At 52.6% G+C, this 21,833-nt stretch carries 27 protein-coding genes; 21 read left to right on the top strand and 6 right to left on the bottom strand.

Going from position 1 to position 21,833, the window contains the following annotated elements; translation table 11 throughout:
- The first annotated feature begins 4 nt into the window (after positions 1–4).
- From G549_RS0101495 to G549_RS21095, 7 genes are all read left to right on the top strand, one after another.
- Entirely contained in the window at positions 5–1,609 is a 1,605-nt protein-coding gene (locus G549_RS0101495) for a Na+/H+ antiporter subunit D (protein WP_027833545.1), read from the top strand.
- Entirely contained in the window at positions 1,606–2,088 is a 483-nt protein-coding gene (locus G549_RS0101490; protein WP_027833544.1) for a Na+/H+ antiporter subunit E, read from the top strand. The genes G549_RS0101495 and G549_RS0101490 overlap by 4 nt, the downstream gene beginning before the upstream one ends.
- Complete coding sequence (locus G549_RS0101485; protein ID WP_027833543.1) at positions 2,085–2,417, top strand: cation:proton antiporter; 333 nt, start codon at positions 2,085–2,087, stop codon at positions 2,415–2,417. The genes G549_RS0101490 and G549_RS0101485 overlap by 4 nt, the downstream gene beginning before the upstream one ends.
- Entirely contained in the window at positions 2,414–2,746 is a 333-nt protein-coding gene (gene mnhG, locus G549_RS0101480) for a monovalent cation/H(+) antiporter subunit G (RefSeq protein WP_027833542.1), read from the top strand. Before G549_RS0101485 ends, mnhG begins: the two co-directional genes overlap by 4 nt.
- Positions 2,747–2,901: 155 nt before the next feature.
- A complete protein-coding gene (locus tag G549_RS0101475; protein WP_036220771.1) occupies positions 2,902–3,330 on the top strand; it encodes a Ros/MucR family transcriptional regulator in 429 nt (142 codons plus the stop codon).
- A gap of 212 nt (positions 3,331–3,542) precedes the next feature.
- Complete coding sequence (locus tag G549_RS21100) at positions 3,543–3,953, top strand: helix-turn-helix domain-containing protein (protein ID WP_169449589.1); 411 nt, start codon at positions 3,543–3,545, stop codon at positions 3,951–3,953.
- Complete coding sequence (locus G549_RS21095) at positions 3,944–4,678, top strand: DUF6456 domain-containing protein (protein ID WP_027833540.1); 735 nt, start codon at positions 3,944–3,946, stop codon at positions 4,676–4,678. Before G549_RS21100 ends, G549_RS21095 begins: the two co-directional genes overlap by 10 nt.
- A gap of 26 nt (positions 4,679–4,704) precedes the next feature.
- Here the strand turns inward: G549_RS21095 and G549_RS0101460 are convergent, their stop codons facing one another.
- Both G549_RS0101460 and G549_RS21750 read right to left on the bottom strand, forming a co-directional pair.
- Positions 4,705–5,115 carry a SufE family protein gene (locus G549_RS0101460; protein ID WP_027833539.1) on the bottom strand — a complete coding sequence of 137 codons (411 nt, stop codon included), beginning with the start codon at positions 5,113–5,115 and terminating at the stop codon, positions 4,705–4,707.
- Between the two features lie 157 nt (positions 5,116–5,272).
- On the bottom strand, positions 5,273–5,566 hold the full coding sequence (locus tag G549_RS21750) for a hypothetical protein (RefSeq protein ID WP_117396163.1): 294 nt from the start codon (positions 5,564–5,566) through the stop codon (positions 5,273–5,275).
- 280 nt (positions 5,567–5,846) lie between these two features.
- Here G549_RS21750 and G549_RS18500 point away from each other — a divergent pair, with 280 nt between their 5' ends.
- From G549_RS18500 to G549_RS0101440, 4 genes are all read left to right on the top strand, one after another.
- The gene (locus tag G549_RS18500; protein ID WP_051213128.1) at positions 5,847–6,479 is read left to right on the top strand and encodes a hypothetical protein; all 633 of its coding nucleotides are present in this window, start codon (positions 5,847–5,849) and stop codon (positions 6,477–6,479) included.
- Between the two features lie 227 nt (positions 6,480–6,706).
- Positions 6,707–8,521: a PAS domain-containing sensor histidine kinase gene (locus G549_RS21090; protein ID WP_051213126.1), complete on the top strand. Its 1,815-nt coding sequence runs from the start codon at positions 6,707–6,709 to the stop codon at positions 8,519–8,521.
- 15 nt (positions 8,522–8,536) lie between these two features.
- Positions 8,537–9,412, top strand: a complete 876-nt coding sequence (locus G549_RS21085; RefSeq protein ID WP_084633837.1) for a peptidoglycan-binding domain-containing protein — start codon at positions 8,537–8,539, stop codon at positions 9,410–9,412.
- Between the two features lie 12 nt (positions 9,413–9,424).
- On the top strand, positions 9,425–9,766 hold the full coding sequence (locus tag G549_RS0101440) for a DUF1491 family protein (RefSeq protein ID WP_027833537.1): 342 nt from the start codon (positions 9,425–9,427) through the stop codon (positions 9,764–9,766).
- Here the strand turns inward: G549_RS0101440 and G549_RS0101435 are convergent.
- On the bottom strand, positions 9,763–10,920 hold the full coding sequence (locus tag G549_RS0101435; protein WP_027833536.1) for a DUF2336 domain-containing protein: 1,158 nt from the start codon (positions 10,918–10,920) through the stop codon (positions 9,763–9,765). The two genes, G549_RS0101440 and G549_RS0101435, sit on opposite strands and share 4 nt — an antisense overlap.
- Before the next feature lie 369 nt (positions 10,921–11,289).
- On the opposite strand from G549_RS0101435, the gene G549_RS0101425 reads away from it, so the two are divergent.
- Positions 11,290–12,096 carry a hypothetical protein gene (locus G549_RS0101425; protein WP_027833535.1) on the top strand — a complete coding sequence of 269 codons (807 nt, stop codon included), beginning with the start codon at positions 11,290–11,292 and terminating at the stop codon, positions 12,094–12,096.
- Here G549_RS0101425 and G549_RS21080 read toward each other — a convergent pair.
- The 3 genes from G549_RS21080 to G549_RS18475 are packed head-to-tail and all read right to left on the bottom strand — an operon-like array spanning position 12,089 to position 15,404.
- Entirely contained in the window at positions 12,089–12,640 is a 552-nt protein-coding gene (locus G549_RS21080; RefSeq protein ID WP_051213123.1) for a DUF1254 domain-containing protein, read from the bottom strand. The two genes, G549_RS0101425 and G549_RS21080, sit on opposite strands and share 8 nt — an antisense overlap.
- Positions 12,640–13,197 (bottom strand): DUF1214 domain-containing protein, encoded by a 558-nt coding sequence (locus G549_RS18480; protein ID WP_051213120.1) that lies wholly within the window; start codon positions 13,195–13,197, stop codon positions 12,640–12,642. Before G549_RS18480 ends, G549_RS21080 begins: the two co-directional genes overlap by 1 nt.
- Positions 13,194–15,404 (bottom strand): transglycosylase domain-containing protein, encoded by a 2,211-nt coding sequence (locus G549_RS18475; RefSeq protein ID WP_246778323.1) that lies wholly within the window; start codon positions 15,402–15,404, stop codon positions 13,194–13,196. Before G549_RS18475 ends, G549_RS18480 begins: the two co-directional genes overlap by 4 nt.
- Positions 15,405–15,487: 83 nt before the next feature.
- On the opposite strand from G549_RS18475, the gene G549_RS0101405 reads away from it, so the two are divergent.
- From G549_RS0101405 to G549_RS0101365, 9 genes are all read left to right on the top strand, one after another.
- Positions 15,488–15,955, top strand: coding sequence for a YcgN family cysteine cluster protein (locus G549_RS0101405; RefSeq protein ID WP_027833534.1), 468 nt, complete (start codon positions 15,488–15,490; stop codon positions 15,953–15,955).
- Between the two features lie 31 nt (positions 15,956–15,986).
- The gene (locus tag G549_RS0101400) at positions 15,987–16,679 is read left to right on the top strand and encodes a DUF4336 domain-containing protein (protein WP_027833533.1); all 693 of its coding nucleotides are present in this window, start codon (positions 15,987–15,989) and stop codon (positions 16,677–16,679) included.
- A 164-nt stretch (positions 16,680–16,843) separates the two neighbouring features.
- Positions 16,844–17,257, top strand: a complete 414-nt coding sequence (locus G549_RS0101395) for a hypothetical protein (protein ID WP_156905443.1) — start codon at positions 16,844–16,846, stop codon at positions 17,255–17,257.
- Complete coding sequence (locus G549_RS0101390) at positions 17,244–18,512, top strand: DNA-packaging protein (protein ID WP_051213117.1); 1,269 nt, start codon at positions 17,244–17,246, stop codon at positions 18,510–18,512. Before G549_RS0101395 ends, G549_RS0101390 begins: the two co-directional genes overlap by 14 nt.
- Before the next feature lie 19 nt (positions 18,513–18,531).
- Positions 18,532–19,716 carry a phage portal protein gene (locus G549_RS0101385; RefSeq protein WP_027833530.1) on the top strand — a complete coding sequence of 395 codons (1,185 nt, stop codon included), beginning with the start codon at positions 18,532–18,534 and terminating at the stop codon, positions 19,714–19,716.
- Positions 19,709–19,897, top strand: a complete 189-nt coding sequence (locus G549_RS0101380; RefSeq protein WP_027833529.1) for a hypothetical protein — start codon at positions 19,709–19,711, stop codon at positions 19,895–19,897. The genes G549_RS0101385 and G549_RS0101380 overlap by 8 nt, the downstream gene beginning before the upstream one ends.
- Positions 19,898–19,899: 2 nt before the next feature.
- Positions 19,900–20,052 (top strand): hypothetical protein, encoded by a 153-nt coding sequence (locus G549_RS21745; RefSeq protein ID WP_156905442.1) that lies wholly within the window; start codon positions 19,900–19,902, stop codon positions 20,050–20,052.
- Positions 20,049–20,534 carry an HK97 family phage prohead protease gene (locus tag G549_RS18470; protein WP_084633835.1) on the top strand — a complete coding sequence of 162 codons (486 nt, stop codon included), beginning with the start codon at positions 20,049–20,051 and terminating at the stop codon, positions 20,532–20,534. The genes G549_RS21745 and G549_RS18470 overlap by 4 nt, the downstream gene beginning before the upstream one ends.
- Before the next feature lie 9 nt (positions 20,535–20,543).
- Positions 20,544–21,779, top strand: a complete 1,236-nt coding sequence (locus tag G549_RS0101365; RefSeq protein ID WP_027833528.1) for a phage major capsid protein — start codon at positions 20,544–20,546, stop codon at positions 21,777–21,779.
- Positions 21,780–21,833: the final 54 nt, after the last annotated feature.

Here is a 21,833-nt window from a genome sequence, read left to right as displayed (position 1 = left end):
TTTGATGGCTAAGACGCCGCTGCCAAAAAATCTCGAATTGCCACCCGCAATGATTGAAGGGGCAACATCAGTTGCCGATTGGGTCATTGTCTGGCCCATCGCGCTGCCCATGCTTGGGGCGGCGGTGCTGCTGATGGCACGCAAGCGCCCGGAGTGGCAGGCACCATTTGCCTTTTTGATTTTGCTCGCCACCCTGGTGGCCAATGTGATGCTTTATTTGCGTGTTCAGGCTGAGGGCCCGTTGAGCATGACGATGGGCAACTGGTTGCCCCCCTACGGCATCAGCCTTACCGCAGATTCGCTAAGCGCATTGTTCTCAATGGTAAGCGCATTCATCCTGCTGATCGTCATCTTGTTTGTGCAGTCAGAAATTGAAACGCGCGAAAACAAATATGGCTATCATCCCTTGCTGCTCTTATTGCTGACCGGGGTCTCTGGCGGGTTTCTGACAGGCGATTTGTTCAACCTATATGTCTGGTTCGAAGTGATGCTGATCGCATCATTTGGTCTGCTGATCATCGGCGGGCGAAAGATCCAACTTGATGGTGCGGTCAAATATGGTTTTCTGAACTTCCTCGCGACCACGTTTTTCTTGATTGCCATTGGCTTTTTATATGGCCTTGTCGGCACGTTGAACATGGCGGACATCGCGCTGAAAGCGCCGCAAGTTGAAGGCGGTGCCATTGCTGCCGTGGCGGCATTGTTCTTCTTGGCATTTGCCATGAAAGCGGCCGCATTTCCGCTTAATTCCTGGTTGCCAGCGTCCTATCACGCGCCGGACCCTGCTGTTTCCGCCGTTTTTGCAGGCTTGCTGACCAAGGTGGGCGTCTATGCGCTTGTGCGGACCCACCTTTTATTGATCCCGCAATCGCATGGGCAATTGCAGGTGGTTATGGAAGTTGTGGCGGGTGCGACGCTTATTCTGGCCCCACTCGGCGCCATGGCCCAAACCAACGCGCGGCGCGCTCTGGGCTTCCTCGTTATTGGCGGCATCGGCGCCATGATGGCCGGTTTGGCCATCGGCACACCGCTCGGGGTGTTCGGCTTGGCAGCCTATGCAGTCAATTCAATGCTGGTGATGACTGCGCTTTATCTGGTGGTCGGGTTGGTAGAACGCATGGGCGGCACCAGCGACATCCGCAAACTGGGCGGTATTTACCGCGCCAATAGCTGGCTGTCGATTATGTTTATCGTGCTGGTCTTTGCGGTTGCCGGCTTGCCGCCATTCCTCGGTTTCTGGCCGAAAATGATCTTGGTGTTGGCCGGGATTGAAATGCAAAGCTTCTGGCTTGTCGGCCTTATTCTACTCAATTCAATTCTCACCTCGATTGCTGGCTCCAGACTTTGGGCACATATCTTCTGGCGTGACGGCCGAGAGGGTGTAAACTCAGAGCAGATCAACACCAAAATCCGCCCACTGCCACAGCGTGCAGTCGTTTGGGGGCTTTTGCCAACCGGCGCGCTGGTGGCCTTCATCATTGTGGCGGGTCTTTGGCCCGAACCCCTGTTCAGGGCGGGCGGAGACGCCGCAAACGATGTGCGGTTGGCGTCCGACTATGTTGGGGCTGTGTTTGAACGGGTGCCTGAAACGAAAGGAGAGGGCGAATGACGCTTTTGCTCATATCAGTGCTGTTGGCCCTAACTTGGGCCGCGATTACCGGCACATTTTCTCTCGGAAATTTGATTTTAGGATTTGTCGTCGGTGGCGCGTCACTTTGGGTGATCCGGCTGCAAGTGGGACAGGCACAGATATTACGTAAGTTGCCCAAAATCATCTCTTTGGCACTATTGTTCCTTTATGAGTTGATCTTGAGTGCGTTTAAAGTGCTGGTGTTGGTGTTGTCACCCAACATGCATAAGAAACTGCAACCTGCGATCATTGCCTTCCCATTGCGAGCCAAGACCGATGCAGAGATCACTTTGCTGGCAAATCTGATCACGCTGACCCCCGGAACATTAAGCGTGGACGTATCTCCGGACCGCTCAAGCCTTTATGTGCATGCGCTGGAAATGCCGGACAAAAAGAAGATGATTAAAGACATCGCCAACGGCTTTGAGGCTAAGATTATCGAGGTATTTGAACCATGATCGGCGGCGCAGAATTCCTAGAGCTTGCAATCACTATTGCTTTGGGCTTGCTCAGCCTCGCATTTTTGATTGTTTCAGTGCGCATTTTGCGCGGTCCAACATTGCCCGACCGTATTTTGGCCTTAGACATGCTGTTGACTATTGGCATTGGCTATATTGCCGTAATCGCCATCAAGACCGGATATGCGCTCTATTTGGATATTGCCATTTCGCTGGCATTGGTTGGCTTTTTGGCCACGGTCGCTTTCGCCCGCTTTGTGCTTCAACGCTGGAAAATCAAAGCGGAACGTCTCGAAAACGATCGCAAGGATATGGGAGTAGAGGAATGATACAAGAGATTATCTCCTACATGGTGGGCATCCTGTTGATCGTCGGCGCTATTTTCTCGCTTGCAGCGGCAATCGGCCTATTGCGCCTGCCAGATCTCTACACCCGTATGCATGCCGCCTCAAAAGCAGGGACATTGGGTGCAGGCTTTGGCTTTTTGGCGATTGCCTTGGCTTCTATGGAGGGTTCAGTGATCTTGCGGGCCTTTGCGGGCTTCGTGTTCTTGCTGCTTACCGCGCCCATTTCAGCCCATTTGTTGGCCCGCGCCGCTTACTTTGCTGGGTATAAACCAGCACCGGTCACTAAGGTTGATGAAATGGACCCCAAATAAAATCCTGTAACTGATGCCAAACTGTCGCGGTTTTTAAGAAAGAAAGTGCAACTTTTATCCGATTATTGGTTGCAATTTGTACTTTCGCATAATAATGAAGTGTTCAATATTAGCGTTCGCTAAGATAGAAGCAATCTGCAGGAAATGGTTAAATAATGACTGAGCAACAAGATAATAATCAAGTTGACCTTAAATCTGAAATCATTGAATTAAGCACTGATATCGTAAGTGCTTACGTGTCTAACAACGCGGTAAGCCAAGCAGATTTGCCGAAATTGATTGCCGATGTGCACGCCACTTTGGCTGGCCTGGCGACTGGTCCAACAGAAGCCGAGCAGGAGAATCGTAAGCCTGCTGTGCCTGTTAAAAAATCAATCACGCCAGACTATATTATTTGCTTGGAAGACGGCAAAAAGTTCAAATCATTGAAGCGTCACTTGCGTACGCATTATGATCTGTCTCCAGAAGAGTACCGCGAAAAGTGGGGTTTGCCGAGCGACTATCCAATGGTTGCACCAAACTATGCGGCTGCGCGGTCACGGCTCGCCCGCGAGATGGGCCTGGGGCGTAAAGCAGGAAAATAGTCTGCTTTTTTGCCATCAATTGCGACAAGGTCGGCCATGTGCCGGCCTTTTTTTGTACTATTTCAGGTTGCATTTGACGCTTGGGTTAATAGGTTTAACACCTTGATTTAAAAGCAAATCACCGTCTTATTGTTAATTTTAACTTAAGAAACTTATCCCCGGTCCTTCCCACGTAGGTTATAGGAATATATACCTAAAACTAGGGAATGATCATGTTTATTTATAGAATTTGCACCCATAATAATCAGGTTGAAACTAACCTTAGCGCCACCACAATGCGGCTTCTGGATCAGGATCTAGAAGCACAATTCATCCTTAACCTCGTCGCATGCGCCCGACAAGTCCACCCCTTTGAGCTGTTGGGTAAACCGCGCGGCGATGGCAATGTGTGTTTGTCGCGGCAAATGGCCATGTATTTGACCAATGTTGTACTGCGCCGCTCCCTCACATACACCGGCGCATTGTTCAATCGGGATCGCCGGACGGTTTCACATGCCTGTGGCCGTATAGAAGATTTGAGAGAACAACCCCAGTTTGAACGTGTCTTGAGCTGTTTCGAGCGGACTGTGGTTCTCGCCATTCAAGATCTAAAGCTGGCGCAGGAGTGCTGCTCATGCGCTTGATCAAACGACAGCTCAAGTTTGTACGTTTGCTGCATAAGGGTGGCCAAGTTCTTCAATGTGGCCAACTGGTGCGCGTATCCGATGGCGCCCGAAAGGCGTCACTTGAGCCCCAGTGCCTGCGTGCCTTAATCAGTCAAGGCGTATTGCAAGGAACCGGCACCGATCTCAGCACGACAAAAGAAGCCGCGCACTGGATGCGGCGGCAAAAGCTGTGGTTGGCCAACCCAAATCCACAGCAGCAATCGCCAGATCAATGTGAGCCAATCGGGACGGCATTGCCAATTGTTGGCAATGGTCAGCTAAACCGCCTGTGCCGGAGCACGAACAAGCGCGGTGGCCTGTTGTCCCCGGACCATATCTTGGCCGCAAACCGCTTGGAACGCCTAGTGGAACGGGCCATGCTCACCCCGCAAATCACGCGCGATTACAGCCAGCTCAATTCCACGTTGGGACAGTCCAAATCTCATGGCCAAAACGATATTAGCGACATGGCGGCAGACGCCAGAAAAGAATTGGCCCGTCTTTACGCTCAATTGCCTGCTGACTGTATCAATTTGTTGGTCGATGTGTGCGGGTTTTCAAAAGGTCTTCAGGAAGTTGAAGCCAACCGCAATTGGCCGAGGCGCAGCGCCAAGCTTGTGGCCAAAATTGGATTGGATCAACTTGGTGCGATCTGGGGCATTGGTGAACTTGCGGTCCCCAATCATTGGCGGCGTAAAGGATGAATGACGCGGTGGTGCGGCTGGAGGCGTTATCCCGCCGCTGCCACAGCTTCGACCCGCTGGATCATTGCGCGCAGGCCATTGGCGCGTTGTGTGGTCAAATGCTCCTGCAATCCGATGGCCGCAAAGTCGCGTTCTGCATCAAGCTCTGCGATCTGATCTTTGCTATGGCCGGAAAAATAGGCAATGACGATCGCAACCAAACCCTTTACGATCATGGCATCGCTATCGCCTTTTAGGATCAATACGCGCTTTCCATCGACCTCTTCGAAATCAGAGGTCAACCAAACCTGAGAAACACATCCCTCGACTTTATTTGCCGGGCTATAGGCCTCTTCGGGCAAAGGGGGGAGGGATTGTCCCAATTCGATGACATATTTGTAGCGGTCTTCCCAATCATCCAGAAATTCGAGATTTTCTTTGATGTCGTCAAATGTCATGGCGCGCTCCTTTTGCCCAGATTTGATAACCAAATCGGACTGATTTGACCACCCGGCACCATAAAAAAAGAGCCGTGGCACCTGGGGAAGGTGCACGGCTCAGAATAAGACCGCATTTGGAGTAGCATCGGGGAAGTGATGCGGTCTCGTTTTCAGTTTAACCTGCCCAATCGGGACGTGGTGGCGGTACGGGGAACGATGCCATCCCGTCTGATAGAGTAGGGTTATTCAACGGCTTGGAGGCCAAAGCACTGGCGACAACAATGTTCTTCATGCTGCTGCAACCAATATCGGTACAGTTGAGATGACCTGCGTTTTGAACAACAAAGTCGGTGGCCCCATTGACCGCCGCATTTGCTAGAGCTTTTGAGGCTTGTTCAGGCTCAAACGCGAAGGGTTTGATCACTAGAAATCCGATCAGCAGCCAGAATGAACAGCGTAATATAAACACTTTGGCTCCCCCGTTTTTTCTCAACTTAAAAAATCATTGGAGCCAACATAACCAACAGCTGTAAAACCGAAATTCAGAATTTTGATAAAATTTTATACAAATACATTTTTTTGCGCAAAAGCACGTCTGGTGGCCGGTTTGGGAGGGGCTGCATGCCCCGGTGACTATGAGATTTATCAGATCGAAGTAGTGGAACGACTTTTCGAAAAGATCGTTGGTCATAAGTGTTGCAGGCATTTGAAACGCAGAACTTTGACCAACGCAAAGAAAAGAGGCGAAGATGATCGAATGGTTATTTGCGCATAGTCGAATTATCAATTCGGCCACGAATATCGCCATGCTTTTGATCTGGATTGGTTATTTGCAGGTTTTGGTTTCAAGCTATCACCGACAGACGCGGTCAAAAATTATGATCACCCGCAGCGGTGTCGATAATTTGCAGTCGCGTTGCCTGGTTTGCAACATGAGTTCAGAGCCGATTTATCTCTTGAGCTTAATGATTGAGCTGAAAACTCCTGACGACTTGAACAGCTACCCCATCACTGAAATTGAAGGCTTTGAGAAATGGGACAACCCATCAGATGTCGACCTTTGGAGCCGACAAGGCCCGCTTGACCCTGGCAAGGTTCGCGACATGGGGTCATTTAAAGAGATGATTGCACATGCCTTGCGCTACACCAAAGACACTGACATGCCTGATGAGGCGGATTGGCCCGCAATCGAGAGCCTCGAAATCAAGGTCATCGCCAGCTATGGGTCAGAAAATTTGCCCGTCGGTGCAAAGCGAAGATTTGACGTGAAATCAGATCACCAAGGGTGGGTTCTTCGCCCGGATGCAGCAGTGGCGCGACAGATTCGTGCGCGGGGTGAACGCAAACGGTTGGGCACATTGTTGGAAGAGATACGGTCCTGAATTAAAGGGCCGTGATGTCAGAACAGATGCCTAACCGCGAGATTTACTTAGCTTTGGTCCTGCGGACTGTGCCGTTCGGTAGTAATAAAACACTTTGTTTACCACACTAGATAAAAGTGTCGCTAAATCAGCCCTTTTCGCTGGCTGGGCGGTCGCCGTTTAATACCCCTTTAGATTCTTATTGTCATGGTGGAGCCAACCAAAAAAAGGCATCAAGCGGAAAAGTAATGCGTAATCCCTTGACCAAGATACAAGAGGCGTATCGGTCACCCCGAAATGGGGCCGTTCATGACAGTGTCGACCAGTTGCGACAACGGGTAATCCAATCCAATGCGATTTTGGGATTGGCTCTTGTTGCGTTTGCTGTGCCGTTCGCGGCGATGCTCGCCTTGCACCAAGATATGCAATTGGTGTTCCACGCTGTTCCATTGGCGATTGGCTCCCTGGTCTCATGGCAATTGGCGCACAGCGGCAATGTGCGCTGGGCAATGCTTGTTCAACTCTTGGCCTTGACCGGTATGGGCGTTTGCGTGACGCTATTGGATGTGCAGGATGGCACAATTGGCATGGCGGTTGCGGCGATCGCCGCGCTCTATGCCTATTTGTTGGGTGACTCCAAAACCACCAAAGCGGTGGCGGGCATTGCGATTGTTGGTTTTGCCCTGCAGGGCGGCCTGCTGATCCAAGCCTTCAGCGGTGAGCCCAAAATTGTCGCGAGCCACCTCGACCTTTCAGTTCTCTATGTCATGATCCCTTTGGGCTTTGTCGGTGTGTCCTTGGCACTGCTGCGGGAAGCTTATTACACGCATTCGAAATCCCAAGTGCGGGCCTTCAAGCATTTGGTGGAAAGCGTGCAGGACGCCGTCGCCAAATACACAAGCGAAGGTGAGCTAACCTATCTTTCACACACAGCCGAGGCATTCTTCGGGTGCAAACGCTATGAATTGGCGGGCAACGGATTTGTTGAACGTATTCATATTCTAGACCGTCCCGGCTATTTGAAGGCCTTGGATGAGGCGCGCGTTAAAGGTGTGCCGCGCAGTGTGGAAATGCGGATGCAATGCGTGCGTGAAGAGCAATATAGCTTTATTTGGGTCGAGGTTTCCTTGTCGCCGGTGCAAGAAGCAGACAGTGCTGGAGCGGGTCATGAAGTTGTGGCAATCATTCGCGACATCACCGCACGTAAAGATCAAGAAGTGATCACCCAAAAAGCCCACCTGGCAGCAGAGCAGGCGAACCAGTCCAAATCGCGCTTTTTGGCGACCATGGGGCATGAGTTGCGCACACCACTCAACGCTGTTGTTGGCTTCTCAGATATGATGTTGAACAACATTGGCGGTGAGCTGAGCAAAGACCACCAAGAATATGTGACCATGATCCGCCAAAGCGGTGTGCATTTGCTGGATACGGTGAACATGTTGTTGGATATGTCAAAGATTGAAGCCGGGAAGTTCGAGCTGCAGACCAATCAATTCGATCCGGCTGCATTGATCGAACCGTGCTTTGCCATTGTCGCCAGCGCGGCGCAGGCCAAAAACATTACGTTAAATGCCGAGCAGGGCAAATATTTGCCGCCCATGGTGGCAGATGAACGGGCCTGCCGTCAGATTTTGATCAATCTGCTGTCGAACGCCATCAAGTTTAGTCCGGAAGGCGCGACAGTGACCTTGCGTATCCGGCCCATGGGCACACGCATTGAGCTTAGCGTGCTCGATCAAGGTATCGGTATTGCGCAAACGGATATTGAACGTATTGGTGAGCCTTTCTTCCAGGCGAACAATGGCCTCACACGCGAATATGAAGGCACAGGCTTGGGATTGTCTATTGTGCAAGGTTTAACCGCATTGCATGGCGGCGAGTTTAAAATCAAATCTCGCCTGAAGCAGGGCACAACCATGAGCGTGTTGTTGCCAGTAAACGCAGAACAAACCTTGGACGATGTAGCCGAAAACGTTGAGGCGATCAGCGACATGCAGTTCAAAGCCGAAGCGGAACGGGCCGCCAAGGAAGCTGAACAAGAAAAAGCCGCAAAAGTAAGCTAAAAGGGGATCGGGGATATGAGCGCATATAGCGTTGGACATTCAGGAGATGAGCGAGATATTCAAGGGGTCACCATGCAGATTTTGAGTGGCGCATGGGCATTCGTGCGCACCCACCCAACAAATACAATTTGCACTGTCTTGCTGACTGTCGGGATTGGCGTCTCGGGTTGGAATGCGCTTTATGGCCAAAAAAATCTGCATCCTGCGCCATTTTGGGGTGCAGTTGAAGCTGAGGCCCAGACCGAAACAACCGCAACGCCTCCCGCAATCGTGCCACCAGCGCCCGTTCAGCGCAGCGTAGTACAACCGGCCCCGGCAACAGATAACGCGCCCACCAGTTCAATTTCGGCGCCGAACACGACCCCTGTTCGCATTCCGGCCGAGGTGACTGGCAACCCAACCACATTCAATGTGCAAAAAAACCTGGCCAAGCTCGGCATCTTTAAGGAGACGGTCGACGGCTATTACGGACCGAAAACCGCAACGGCGATACGAGCTTTTGAGAGCCAATATGGTCTGACACCAACAGGCGCAGTCAGTGACGAGCTGTTGACCAAGCTGGAAAATGTTGTGAGCGGCGCTCAGAGCGCGGCACCGGCCAGCGCACCTGCGGCAAGCGCAACCAATGATCCACTGGCTGAAATCGCCATGCGGGCGGTTGAGGAGCAACCGCAAGCCAGCACACAAAGCTATTCCCGCGAATATGTGATCAAAATCCAAAAGGGGCTTTATTCACTTGGCTTCTTGCAAGGCGCCATTGATGGGGTGCCCGGTGCACAAACCGAACGCGCAATCCGTCAATTTGAGGTGTTCAACAATTATCGCGAAACTGGAGAAATTTCGCCAGAACTGTTTGATATGCTGCTCGCGGCCAATGCCAGCTTTGAATAGCACCGGGAACACATGAAACGCTTACGCGCAGATCTATGGGTTTCGGCCTTTGTGCGGCTGCACACCCAGCGGGGAAATATGTGCGTCATCCGACAGCGTGGCGATGAGATTGCGGGCCAAATCTGGATTGAAGTTGATCATCTGGATGGCAGCAGCAGCCTTTATGTGCCCGCCATGCAGCTCGAACCTGATAGCCAGGAGCGTATTTTTGAAGCTCGTTTTGACCACGCCACCTATCAGGATGTAAACGCACGCATCCAGCAGGAGCAAGCATTTGACCCCGATTTCTGGGTCATCAGCCTTGAAACCCGCGACACGGATATTGGTTTAAACGTGAGTGAATCGTCCGCCTAGCGCGAATTGCGCAAGCGACTAACCGCATTTGCAGCACGATCCAGAACATCCGAGCTTTGCGCCCGTTGTTTTGCTGCGGAGGCAGCCGCCAATGTGCGGATGCTTTGGCGTCCGGCCGGCATATGCTCAGTTTTCTTATCCAGATCGCTCAATTCAACATCGCCGCGCCAAAGCGAAAGAATAAACACCATGGCTTCGGGTTTTAGATGCTGGAACAAATGTGCGTATTGCTTCAAATCTTTGGAATTGTCGCGATCGCGCGAACTGGCGTGGATCAGCACTTTCAAGCCATCCTGCGCTTTGCAACCGAATGCACGCAACACCACAAAGAGCGCTGCGCCGCTCACATCATGGGCAATTTCGCCACATTTCAGTTCATCGAGGCCAGTAACCTGGCTCAACAGCCGAGTGACCTTTGGGCGCTGATTCTTCGAAAGCAGCTTCATCATGGCTTGGGTGAATTCGCTGGTGGCGACTGAAATATGCTCAAACGTGCGGTGCATCGGCGTTTTAGGCGTATAGCGATTCTCGAATGCTGCCAGCACCTTGATCCGATCTGATTCTTTCAGATCAAAGAAGGCGTGTAGCAAATAGGCCTTGTCGAAATCATCACGCGCGGCGAGGGACCAAGCCACTTTTTGATCCATGCCCGCAGCTTTTGAGATCGCGCGCAAATAGGGGCCTTTAAACTCAATAGAGGGGTTGGCTGCCAGTGCGCGATAAACCTTGCGGCTATTGATGGGGAAGAGGGTGGCGACCAGCTTGCTGCTCAAATTGGGCCGCGTGGCAATTTTAGCAATCTGGTCAGCGTCATTCTTGGCAATGATCGACAACAAAATGTCGTCAGAGACTTCTTCACTTTCAGACAAGAACTGATCCACATCCTCGCCGATATTGTCCATCACCAACCTTTCCAGCCGTGGCGACAGGTAAGGTGCGTTCATTAATTTGAGCGCGGCGCGTGTGCGGGCCTCCGATTCGGCCGATGGAAACAGCCGTTCTGCCAATTCTTCAAACTGTTGCAGCTCCGCATAGTCGGGCTTAGGCCGCTGTGCAAATGCGTCGCAAGCGGCCACCAACAGGGTGTTCGCGCGTTCAATGCCGCCGTTCTCGATTAACAATTTAAACGTTTCGTAGGGTTGGAAGCCGATCATCTCTTGCCTGATTTTACCAAAGTGGGTCAAAACAAATCACTTACCCACTTTTTTCATTAATTCGTTAGCAGACTATTAACCTTGACGATTTCTTAATCATTTTTGCACAAACATTAACATGTTCGTATTTCCGATTGTGAGTATCGAGAGCTTTATGACGACATAGACACAGATTTTTTCAAAAAGAGGCCCCCATGGGGAAAGTATTATCATTTCAACCGCAGCGCCGAATTTCGCGAGCACATAAATTAAGTGGGAACGCGGAAAATATCGTTATTTTTCCAGGTATACGTTATGAACGAGCCAACAGCGCAAGTGATCAAAAACGCCGGAAAAATAAGGTGCGTAAACCGCACTAGATTTAAGGCTATGCTGACTTTATTGGTGCCATTGCTGGCCCTGAACGCGTGCGCGCGTCCGGTCGGTGACTTTGGTCGCGCCGAAGATAGCGTCATTCATGACGAGATTTTGCCGCGCGTTGGTGCCATGGTGGCGAATGAACGGGGTGAACCCGTTTCGCGGTTTATACTGACTGATGAAGAAAAGCTCATGCGCAATCGCGTATGGCGATTCTTGATTGCCCCCCACGCAAATGACTGGATGTTTGACGCCGCAGTCGAGCTGCAGCGCACCCGGTTAACCGAACCAACGGACCTTTCCTACACAACAGACCGCTATTACACCCATTTGCGCCTTTCGGACTATAATTCAACCACCACCCGATATGTCACAATCGCAGAAGATGCGCGGACTGATTTGAAAACCGTGCCGGGCACTTTCCACGCCATTTGCGAGGTTATGGAAATTGAACGTCGCCGCACTGTGGCGCTTAAAGGCCTTTATCCGAACAATGATGCGGTGCGCAAAGAAGTGCGGGCGCGTGAATTTGAAAATGCCAATGTGATTGCATGGTTCACACGCGCTTTGGATTATCGCTATAAGAGCTATGATGTAGCGCTAAATCGACTGCTTGTGGAAACGCCGCATCAAGAAGCTGGCCTATCAAATGTTGCTCTGAACCGATTGGCCGTTTTCGTAGACCGCGCCAAACAAGGTGAGTTCTGTGATCCATTCACTGACCAAACCTATAAGGCGCACCAAGAGCTACCTGCGCTTCAATCCCGCTATGAAAATATGGATTACAACACCCCCGAAGAAGCGGTCATTCTTAAATAGCCGCATCATGTGTGCAGCTGATTTGGCTTAACGCTTCATCGTAACGTGTTTTCAACGCATCATGCTCCGGCCAAAGGCGTATTATGGCCGTAAGCTGGTCGGTTGGTGCGTTCACGATCAAAAATCCTTGCCCGATTTCCAAGCCTTCTTCCGCCAAGAGGCGCGATTGAACGGGGTTGAACACGCCAATCTTGATGTTGTCGCCACTGCCAGCACGACTGGTGGTTGAATAAATCACGCGTCCATCACGTGCTGCGATGGCCACTGACCAAAAACTATGGGGTAAATTGCCGTCAATAAAAATTGGCCCTCGCGCCAAATCAAACTGACAAATGCCATAGTTCAGGGCAGGGTCAAGCTGCAGCGCGCGTCCTAATTCATTGTCATCAGGATCAAGCGCAACAAATGCTTGATCCGGGGCGATGCCCGCAAGCCGCGACCATGCATCTCGCTCTGCAAAGCTGGGCACCAGCAAAATAACGCTGAGATGAATAATGCCGCCCAATATCAGTCCGGCCAAAAGCCAAAGTGCAAACCGCGCCATCAACAGGCCTCCAATTGCACTTGTGGCAGTTCGATTTCTTCAGAACCCAAATTGGTGAATGCGTTGGTATCATATAGAGTGAGGAGCAACTCAATACGCCCCAATCGATCGGTGTTGACCCAATTGCCGGGTTTGACCTTGGGTGCGATGGCCAAGTCAAATGCGCCATCCGATGAAAATTGCATTTGGCCACTTTCCGCATGTCCGAACACTTGGTTTGTGCCGGGATCGCGCACCTGGATGGTCCAAAGCGCATGATTGGGCATGTGCCCGCGCACACTATATTCACAACGGCCGCTCAATGTGTCGCCATTTGTGTCTCTTTGAGCAAAAAACCGCACGCCTTCGCCTTTGCCGAGCGGCAACATACCTTGGCGGGCCAAATGAGCGCGGGCATAGGGATCAATTTGCGCTGTGCCCAATTCGGGCCATCCGGACCAAACGCCATAATGTGTCGCGGTCAGCTCGCGACCTTGTTCAAGGCTATAATAGCTCAGCCCAAATCCCACACCTAAAGCGGTGATCACCAAGACAATTGGGTAGATAAGCTGCTTCACAGTTTGGCCGCTCCGCCATCTTCAAGCGCGGCTTGGCGCTGGTTGTCCGGGGCGCTCTCGGCCTCAATCGATGTGTGCAACTGATCAAATAGGCGATGGAGTTCTCGCAGTTTTTCACCTGCACGAGGGGTCAGCGACGGCGGGCGTTGCAACACCGGTTCGCCATCTTCGCCAATGCCGTCTGCCGGAACACTTGGGGTATCGATGCGCTCAAAATCTGCGCCGGGGAGATCCTTGATATCCACGTTTGAATGGGCGTAGGCCATAAATTTCTGCCATGTCTGCGCGGGCAGGCGCCCGCCTGTCAGATTGTTTGTGCGGCTATAATTGTCATTGCCATACCACACCGCAGCGACATAGTTGCCCGTATAGCCACAAAACCATGCGTCCCGATAAGATTGGGTGGTGCCTGTTTTGCCAGAAGCGGGTGTGCCAGGCACCTCGGCGCGCCTACCAGTGCCCGCGGTGACAACGGAGCGCAGCATATTGTTCATGCCAGTGACCGTGCGTTCGCTTAAAACCCGCTCCGGCGGTGGGTTATCTCTGGCATCGTAAATGCTCTGGCCGCGCAACGTTGTGATCCGGCTGATGCCATATGCTTTGGCGCGAAAACCGCCATTGGCAAACACAGCATAGGACGAGGCCATATCGATCACACTTGTCGAAATCACCCCCAAGGGCAACGAACGTGTTATCGGGAAATCATTTTCAATGCCCATTTTATGCGCCAACTCCGCGATGGGCGCGCGTCCTGTAGATTGGGACAAGCGCACCGGCACGGTGTTGATGGAGCGGCGCAAAGCGTTTTTCAAGGTCACCCGACCAGAATAAGATCGGCCATAATTGCGCGGACACCAATCGCCAATGCAAATCGGCCCATCATTGATAACTGTGTCGGGCGAGAAACGCCCGGTTTCAAGCGCTGTCGCATACACGAATGGCTTAAAGGAGGAGCCAGGCTGCCGCTCGGGATTAGTGGCCCGGTTGAACTGGCTTTTGCCATAATCTGTGCCACCCACCATGGCGCGCACGGCGCCATTTGGCTCCAGCACCACCATAGCGCCTTCGCTCACGCGATAGGCTTGCCCTTCTTCCCGCAGAATTGAATTCACACTATCCTCGGCATGGCTTTGCAGCACAGGATCTATGGTTGTGCGCACCACGAAACTGACCGAGTCATCCGCATCGGCAACAAGCTCTTTGACGTTCTCAAATGCCCAATCCAGGAAATAGTTGGGCGAGTCGATTTCATTTTGTCGTTCAATTGGCGTGGCTGGCGCGCGCCGTGCGGCGGTGACTTGACCTTCAGTGAGAAATCCGGCCTGCACCATATTGGTCAGCACTTCATTGGCACGTCCGCGCGCTGCCGCCAAATCCACATGCGGCGCATATTTGGTTGGGGCTTTGAAGAGCCCGGCCAACATCGCTGATTCTGACAAGGAAATGTCCTGCACCTTCTTGCCGAAATAATATTCGGCAGCCGCTGCCACGCCAAAGTTGCCGCCGCCCATATAGGCGCGGTCAAAATAGAGCTTCAAAATCTGATCTTTGGTGTAGTGGGTCTCGAGCCAGAGCGCCAAAAAGGCTTCTTTAATCTTACGCTCGAACGTGCGCTCCGAAGTCAAAAACAGGTTTTTCGCCAATTGTTGGGTAATTGAGGAGCCACCTTCAACCACCGAGTTGGCGCGCACATTGGTGATCATCGCCCGGGTGATGCCCACCAAGTCGATGCCAAAATGGTCGTAAAAACGCCGATCTTCAGTGGCCAGCGCAGCCTGGATCATATAGGTCGGCAGCGTTTCGAGCGGCACGGAATCGTCCGTGCGGATGCCGCGCCGGCCAATTTCATTGCCATATCGATCCAAAAAGATGACCGAATAATCCTCAGCCTGGTTGAACTCGCCGCTGGCTGTCGCGTTAAAAGAGGGCAGGGCCAACGCCGCCATCAAAACAAGGCCCATGGCGAAAAAACTCAAGCCATCTGAAACCAGCTCAACAATGAGCCGACGAAACCCGGTGACCTTGAATTTGGCCATGATATCGCTGAAGGTTTGGTAGCCACGGCCCAAGGATTGGAAAAAGTCATAAAGTGAAGAATCGAGCCAAGCGTCGAACCGAATAAACTGCGACGCCTTTTTACGCTTTGTCTTTGTATAAAACGGATCTTGCACCGATTCACCACTCAGTAAATTTGCTGCTTTTTGCACCAAAAAGTGCTAAGCGCTTCTACCCAAAGCACAGACATAACATATGTTGACCCATTTTTGAGCAAAAACACAGGCGAATTACAATGAATTTTTGGGAAGAAAAATCCCTCGACGATATGAGCGATAGCGAGTGGGAAGCCCTGTGTGACGGTTGCGCCCGGTGCTGCCTGATCAAGCTGGAAGACGAGGACACGGGTCAAATTGTGACGTCTGACGTGCACTGCAAATTGATGGACACCAATGATTGTAGCTGCACCCAATATATGGACCGCCAAAAGCTGGTGCCCGATTGTATCAAGCTGACGCCGCAAAATGTGCGCGAGATTAAATGGATGCCCGTAACTTGCGCCTACCGCCGTTTGCTTGAAGGTAAGGGACTTGCATGGTGGCACCCGCTGGTCTCGGGAACGACCGAAACGGTGCATCAAGCGGGCATTTCAGTCAAAGATCGTGCGGTGAACGAGGAATTGGTGGGCGAAGATGAGTGGGAAGACCATATCGTTGGCTGGCCCGAATTTGACCCTACTGCGGAACCAGAAGGCGACGAATAGCGTTTAAGTTGCAACAGAGCGGGGATTTATTGTGACTTTAGAGGAATTCGCGGAAGACATTTGGATCACCGACGGCCCCGAGATCGTGGCAGCAGCAGGGTTTCACTATCCGACACGCGCGGCGGTCATACGCTTGGCCGACCAGAGCTTGTTTGTCTGGTCACCTATAGAGCTAGATCAAGCGTTGCGCGATGCTGTGAACGAACTAGGTGAAGTGAAATACCTTATCGCACCCAATAATTTACATCACAGCTTTCTAGCCGAATGGCGCCACGCTTATCCATTGGCCAAGCTCTACGCGGCGCCGGGTTTAGTCTCCAAACGGGAAGATCTAAAATTTGATGGCATTTTGGGTGATACGCCGAACATGGAATGGGTCGACCAAATCGATCAGGTGGTGGCAGATGGCAATGTTTTAACCAATGAAGTGGTATTCTATCATCGCAAAAGCCGCACGGTTTTATTTACCGACCTGCTGCAACAAATGCCAAAGGATTGGTATCGAGGCTGGCGCAGAATAGTGGCGATGCTAGATTTAATGACCGAGGATCAACCGACTGTGCCGCGCAAATTCCGGTTGGCCTTCAAAGATCGAAAAGCCGCGCGACAAGCCATTGATAAAATCGAAAGTTGGCCCAGCGAGAAGGTGCTGATGGCTCATGGTACGCCGGTGCACAGCAACGGACAGCAATTTATCAAAGATGCCTTCAATTGGTTGAAATGAGAAAAAAGTCTTGTAATAGGAAAATTGTCCTTGACAGCGTGACGCTCATTTGCTAGTGTTTGGATATGGTCGAAGAAGTGCGGCCAACACATAAGGCGCAAGCCACCAGATATTATTGAATGCACACCCGCCCCAAAAGGCGGGTTTTTTATTGGGAAAATGAATTGAAACGTAGCGAGGCGGAGTGGGACGCGATCAAGCAGGCCTACCAATCAACCGACATGCGGGTGAGCGAAATTTGCACTACCTACGATTTATCGCCAGCGACGCTTTATGCCCGAGCGTGTCACCAAAAATGGGAAAAACGCACGCATCGTAAGAAGCGCCTCAATGCTGATGGTTTCCGCCAACGTCTAGCCACGATTTTGGACCTCAAACTGAGTGAAATCGAACAGGACTTGGCAGGGGCCAAAACCGCTGACCTGACGGCGATTGCCAATTTGCTCAAGCTGTTTGACAAGGCGGACGACACGGCGGGAGAAACGAAGAAAACGGCCACGCCATCGCCAAAAGAGTTGACCGCTTTACGTCAACGCATTCTTGACCGGATCGATACGTTGCGCTGTGACGCGAAATAAACAGATTATTGCCGACCTCAGCGATGAGGAGGTGCGCGCGCTGGCGCATGACTGGCGATTTTGGGCGCGGCCTGATCAGCTTGCCCCTCAAGGAAATTGGCTGACATGGTTGCTGCTGGGTGGCCGCGGGGCGGGTAAAACACGCGCTGGGGCCGAATGGGTGCGCGAAAAGGCACTGGGCCTGAACCAACAGGCGGTTAGCCCGATTGCGCTTGTGGGCGAGGATATAGCTGATGCCCGCGCCGTGATGATTGAGGGCGTTTCCGGCCTCCTGCAAATCCACCCGGCGGACCAGCGGCCGGTGTTTCACAAATCACGCGGCGAGTTGGAATGGCCAAACGGGGCGATTGCAAAATTGTTTTCGGCGCACGACCCGGACGCATTGCGCGGGCCACAATTTGCGGCGGCCTGGGCCGATGAATTTTGTAAATGGCCAGACCCGCAAATGTGCTGGGATATGCTGCAATTCGCTCTCCGAGTAGGCGAGAATCCACAGCAATTGGTCACGACAACGCCGCGCCCCATTCCGGCGCTCAAAGCACTGATGGCAGACCCAAATTGTGTGGTCACCCATGCCCGCACCACAGACAATGCCCACAATTTGGCACCAAACTTTTTCACCACGGTCACCGCGAAATATGCGGGCACACGCTTGGGACGGCAGGAGCTGGAGGGCGAACTGGTGGAGACGATCGACGGCGCGCTTTGGAGTCACGATCAATTAGATCAAATACGCGCAACTGCGCCAACCCAATTTGACCGCGTGATTATCGCCGTCGATCCGCCTGTGACGAGCAACAAGCACTCTGACCAGTGCGGAATTGTGGTGACGGGGCAATTGGGAGAGACAACTTTTGTGTTGGCCGATTTGTCGTTTAAGCCAGCGCCAGCACTGAAATGGGCGCGTAAAGTGATCCGCGCGTTCGAGCAGTTCGACGCGGATCTGGTGGTGGCAGAGACCAACCAGGGCGGTGATCTGGTGGGGCTAAACCTCAAGCAATTGGCACCCACCTTGCCGCTCAAACAAGTGCGCGCCCATCGCGGCAAGTTTGCCCGCGCTGAACCTGTCGCACTGCTTTATGAGCGCGGCCTGGTGCGCCATGTGGGCGATTTGCGCGAACTGGAAGATGAAATGTGTGCCTTTGCGCCGGGCACCAACGCCAAAGGTTCGCCTGACCGTATGGATGCCCTTGTGTGGGCAATAACCGAACTCGCGCTTGGTGGCGACACACGCCCGCGCATCCGCAACTTCTAAGTATATTGGAGACATCATCATGGTTTCATGGATCGACCGCTGGCGCGGCCGACACCGTACGCCTGTGCCCGAAACAAAGGCGGCGAACAGTTCCTTCGTCACGTTGATGCGGCAACAATCGGCACAATGGTCGGCCAAAAACTTCGCCGCCCATGCCAAGCTGGGCATGATGGGCAATCCTGTTGCCTATCGCGCCGTGCGGTTAATCGCCGAAAGCGCTTCGCGCGTGCCATTGCACCTGATGCAAGATGGAAAGAAGCAAAGCAATCATCCGGCTTTGGCGCTTTTAAGCCGCCCAAACAATGAAACCAGTTGGCCCGACCTGACGGAAGAATTGATCACCTACATGTTGCTGGCGGGCAGTGCCTATATCGAGATGGTGCGGGTGGATGAGTTGGCGCAAATGTTTGTGTTGCGGCCAGACCGTGTGACCCCATGTGTGGGCAAAGATGGTTGGGTTAACGCCTATATCTATCAAGTCGATGGCCACAAACGAAAAATCAAAGCTGAGGGCGCGCAAGGACATACCTTGCTGCATTTAAAAAATCTGCACCCGCTGAGTGACCATACGGGGCTCGCCCCAGCGGCAGCGGCAATGCAGGCGATCGAAACACACAACAGCGCCTGCGATTGGCACAAGGCGTTGTTGGACAATGCGGCGCGTCCCTCGGGGGCGCTGGTCTACAATGCGCAACATGGCAATCTGAGTGATGAGCAGTTTGCGCGGCTCAAAACCGAGCTGGCGGATGGGTTTCAAGGGGCAGCCAACGCTGGTCGCCCCATGGTGCTTGAGGGTGGCCTTGACTGGAAGTCGATCGGCTATTCGCCACGCGACATGGATTTTCTGGCGGCAAAAGACAGTGCCGCCCGCGACATTGCCACAGCATTTGGCGTGCCGCCCATGATGCTGTGCCTGCCCGGCGACAATACCTACGCCAATTATCGCGAGGCAAACCGTGCCTTTTGGCGCCAAACCATGATCCCGCTGATGACACGCATTTCGGCAGCGCTGGGCCAATGGCTGAGCGAACATTTTGATCAAGAACTGCACATCAAACCAGATTTTGAAGCTATCGAAGCCATTGCCATGGAGCGCCTTTCAGGTTGGGCGCAAATCGACGGCCTCAACGCACTAACCCGCGCCGAAAAGCGCGAATTGATGGGCTTTCGCCCACAACACCACGAAGGGGAGGACCATGAGTGAACTTACATCCACCATCATTGAACGCGGAGATTTGGCGCATTTAGCGCTTTTTTTATGGGCAAGCGGTGCCTCGACGCTGCTGGTTTGGAACATGCGGCAATTGGCTGATGCCCACCGTCGTTTCAACCTGTTTGTACAAGAAATCGCGGCCCTGAATCGACTTTTCAAAAACGGGAGCTAAACATGCGTTTTTTAAAGCAATTTTTCAAATCATCGAACAATGAGCATATTTCAAAGCAGGATGCGCAGCAGACATTCCGGCAATTCGCCCAAAACTTGATGGCGATGAAGGCGCGTCGCCGCTCGCCACGATTGCGCAAGGTGGTGAGCCATTGAGCCGCAGCATAACCATCAGCGCGTCTGGCCGATTTGAGGGCTATGCCAGCATTTTTGGCAAGATCGATAAAGGTGGCGACGTGGTGATGCCCGGCGCGTTTGCGAAAAGCCTCAAAAATCGACCTGCTCGCCAAGTACGCATGCTGTTTCAGCATGACCCGAAAGAGCCAATTGGCCGATGGTTCGACATTTTTGAAACCGACATCGGGCTGAAAGTGCGCGGCCAACTCACGTCAAAAGTACCGCGATCTGACGCGCTGGCAGCGCTGATCGAGCATGGCAGCGTCGATGGATTGTCCATTGGATTTCGCACCGTGCGGGCCAGCCGGGCCAACGCATCGAAACCAAGGCGGTTGTGGGAAGTGGATTTGTGGGAAATCTCCGTGGTGACATTTCCCATGCTTGAAAGCGCACGCATTCACCCCGCCGACCTAGCGCAACAATTGCGCCGGACCAGTCAAATTTTTGCCTCCAAACCTTAAGGACCACAAATGAGCAAAACCAATCAAACCGATCTCGAAGTCAAAGCGCACACAGGCGCGACCGATGATGGATCAATCAGCGCCATGTTTGACGATTTTATGGGCGCTTTTGAAGAGTTCAAATCCACCAATGACGAGCGATTGAGCAACCTGGAAAAACAACGTGACGATGTGTTGTTTGATCAAAAGCTGGATCGACTGAACGCCGCGATGGACAGCCAAAAGCAAAGCATGGACCGCATGGTTGCGAAGTCTTTGCGCCCAACGCTCGGCCAAGAGGCTGCACCGTTCCTGGATGGCGAATATAAGGATGCCTTTTCTGCCTATGTGCGAAAGGGCGAGGAAAAGTCGCTCTCCATTGGGTCCAACCCAGATGGCGGTTATTTGGTGCCGGACGAGACGGACACTGACATTACCCGTCGCCTAACAGCGATTTCTCCTATCCGCGCCATCGCCAGCGTGCGGCAAGTGTCGTCTTCAATTTATAAGAAGCCCGTGTCCATCACTGGACCAGCTGTGGGCTGGGTGGGCGAAGCTGACGCGCGGCCCGAAACCAACAGCCAAACACTGGCCGAAATTGAGTTTCCAACCACCGAGCTTTACGCCATGCCCGCCGCAACCGCGAGCTTTTTGGATGATGCAGCGGTGGATGTGGAGCGCTGGATCGCCGACGAAGTTGAAACGGCATTTGCTGAGCAAGAAACAACAGCCTTTATCATTGGCGACGGCGTGAAAAAGCCGACGGGCTTTTTGTCCACCCCTCAAGTGGCGGAAGGCAGCTGGAGCTGGGGCAATTTGGGCTACAATGTTACCGGTGTTGCCGGAGATCTGCCCGCAGCGGACGAAAGCGATGTGCTGATCGATTTGGTCTACACCCTTAAGGCCGGATATCGCCAAAATGCAAGCTGGCTGATGAACCGCACGACGCAAGCTGCTTTGCGCAAACTCAAGGACGCTGATGGCAATTATTTGTGGCAACCCGCCACCCAGCCTGGCGGTAATGCCAATTTTATGGGCTTCAACTTGGTGGAAGCGGAAGACATGCCCGACATTGCCGCTGATGCGACACCTATTGCGTTTGGCGATTTCCGCCGCGGCTATCTGATTGTTGACCGCCAGGGCGTCAATGTGATCCGCGATCCATATTCCGCCAAGCCATATGTGTTGTTCTACACCACCAAACGCGTGGGCGGCGGTGTGCACGATTTTGACGCCATCAAATTGTTGAAATTTGGCACGTCTTAATCCCCGGATATGTCTTTCCCTCCCCAACTGGCCGGTCTTCTGACCGGCCTTTTT

This window comes from Maritalea myrionectae DSM 19524, assembly GCF_000423365.1.
Lineage (GTDB): Bacteria > Pseudomonadota > Alphaproteobacteria > Rhizobiales > Devosiaceae > Maritalea > Maritalea myrionectae.
The sequence above is the reverse complement of the archived record's forward strand: the minus strand, read 5'-3'. Positions and strand labels throughout refer to the sequence as shown.

Excerpts from the sequence above, each read along its gene's own strand:
- G549_RS0101495 (WP_027833545.1), top strand. The coding sequence starts at position 5 with ATGGCTAAGACGCCGCTGCCAAAAAATCTCGAATTGCCACCCGCAATG.
- G549_RS0101490 (WP_027833544.1), top strand. The coding sequence starts at position 1,606 with ATGACGCTTTTGCTCATATCAGTGCTGTTGGCCCTAACTTGGGCCGCG.
- G549_RS0101485 (WP_027833543.1), top strand. The coding sequence starts at position 2,085 with ATGATCGGCGGCGCAGAATTCCTAGAGCTTGCAATCACTATTGCTTTG.
- mnhG (WP_027833542.1), top strand. The coding sequence starts at position 2,414 with ATGATACAAGAGATTATCTCCTACATGGTGGGCATCCTGTTGATCGTC.
- G549_RS0101475 (WP_036220771.1), top strand. The coding sequence starts at position 2,902 with ATGACTGAGCAACAAGATAATAATCAAGTTGACCTTAAATCTGAAATC.
- G549_RS21100 (WP_169449589.1), top strand. The coding sequence starts at position 3,543 with ATGTTTATTTATAGAATTTGCACCCATAATAATCAGGTTGAAACTAAC.
- G549_RS21095 (WP_027833540.1), top strand. The coding sequence starts at position 3,944 with ATGCGCTTGATCAAACGACAGCTCAAGTTTGTACGTTTGCTGCATAAG.
- G549_RS0101460 (WP_027833539.1), bottom strand. The coding sequence starts at position 5,115 with ATGACATTTGACGACATCAAAGAAAATCTCGAATTTCTGGATGATTGG.
- G549_RS18500 (WP_051213128.1), top strand. The coding sequence starts at position 5,847 with ATGATCGAATGGTTATTTGCGCATAGTCGAATTATCAATTCGGCCACG.
- G549_RS21090 (WP_051213126.1), top strand. The coding sequence starts at position 6,707 with ATGCGTAATCCCTTGACCAAGATACAAGAGGCGTATCGGTCACCCCGA.
- G549_RS21085 (WP_084633837.1), top strand. The coding sequence starts at position 8,537 with ATGAGCGCATATAGCGTTGGACATTCAGGAGATGAGCGAGATATTCAA.
- G549_RS0101440 (WP_027833537.1), top strand. The coding sequence starts at position 9,425 with ATGAAACGCTTACGCGCAGATCTATGGGTTTCGGCCTTTGTGCGGCTG.
- G549_RS0101435 (WP_027833536.1), bottom strand. The coding sequence starts at position 10,920 with ATGATCGGCTTCCAACCCTACGAAACGTTTAAATTGTTAATCGAGAAC.
- G549_RS0101425 (WP_027833535.1), top strand. The coding sequence starts at position 11,290 with ATGCTGACTTTATTGGTGCCATTGCTGGCCCTGAACGCGTGCGCGCGT.
- G549_RS21080 (WP_051213123.1), bottom strand. The coding sequence starts at position 12,640 with ATGGCGCGGTTTGCACTTTGGCTTTTGGCCGGACTGATATTGGGCGGC.
- G549_RS0101405 (WP_027833534.1), top strand. The coding sequence starts at position 15,488 with ATGAATTTTTGGGAAGAAAAATCCCTCGACGATATGAGCGATAGCGAG.
- G549_RS0101385 (WP_027833530.1), top strand. The coding sequence starts at position 18,532 with ATGGTTTCATGGATCGACCGCTGGCGCGGCCGACACCGTACGCCTGTG.
- G549_RS0101380 (WP_027833529.1), top strand. The coding sequence starts at position 19,709 with ATGAGTGAACTTACATCCACCATCATTGAACGCGGAGATTTGGCGCAT.
- G549_RS21745 (WP_156905442.1), top strand. The coding sequence starts at position 19,900 with ATGCGTTTTTTAAAGCAATTTTTCAAATCATCGAACAATGAGCATATT.
- G549_RS0101365 (WP_027833528.1), top strand. The coding sequence starts at position 20,544 with ATGAGCAAAACCAATCAAACCGATCTCGAAGTCAAAGCGCACACAGGC.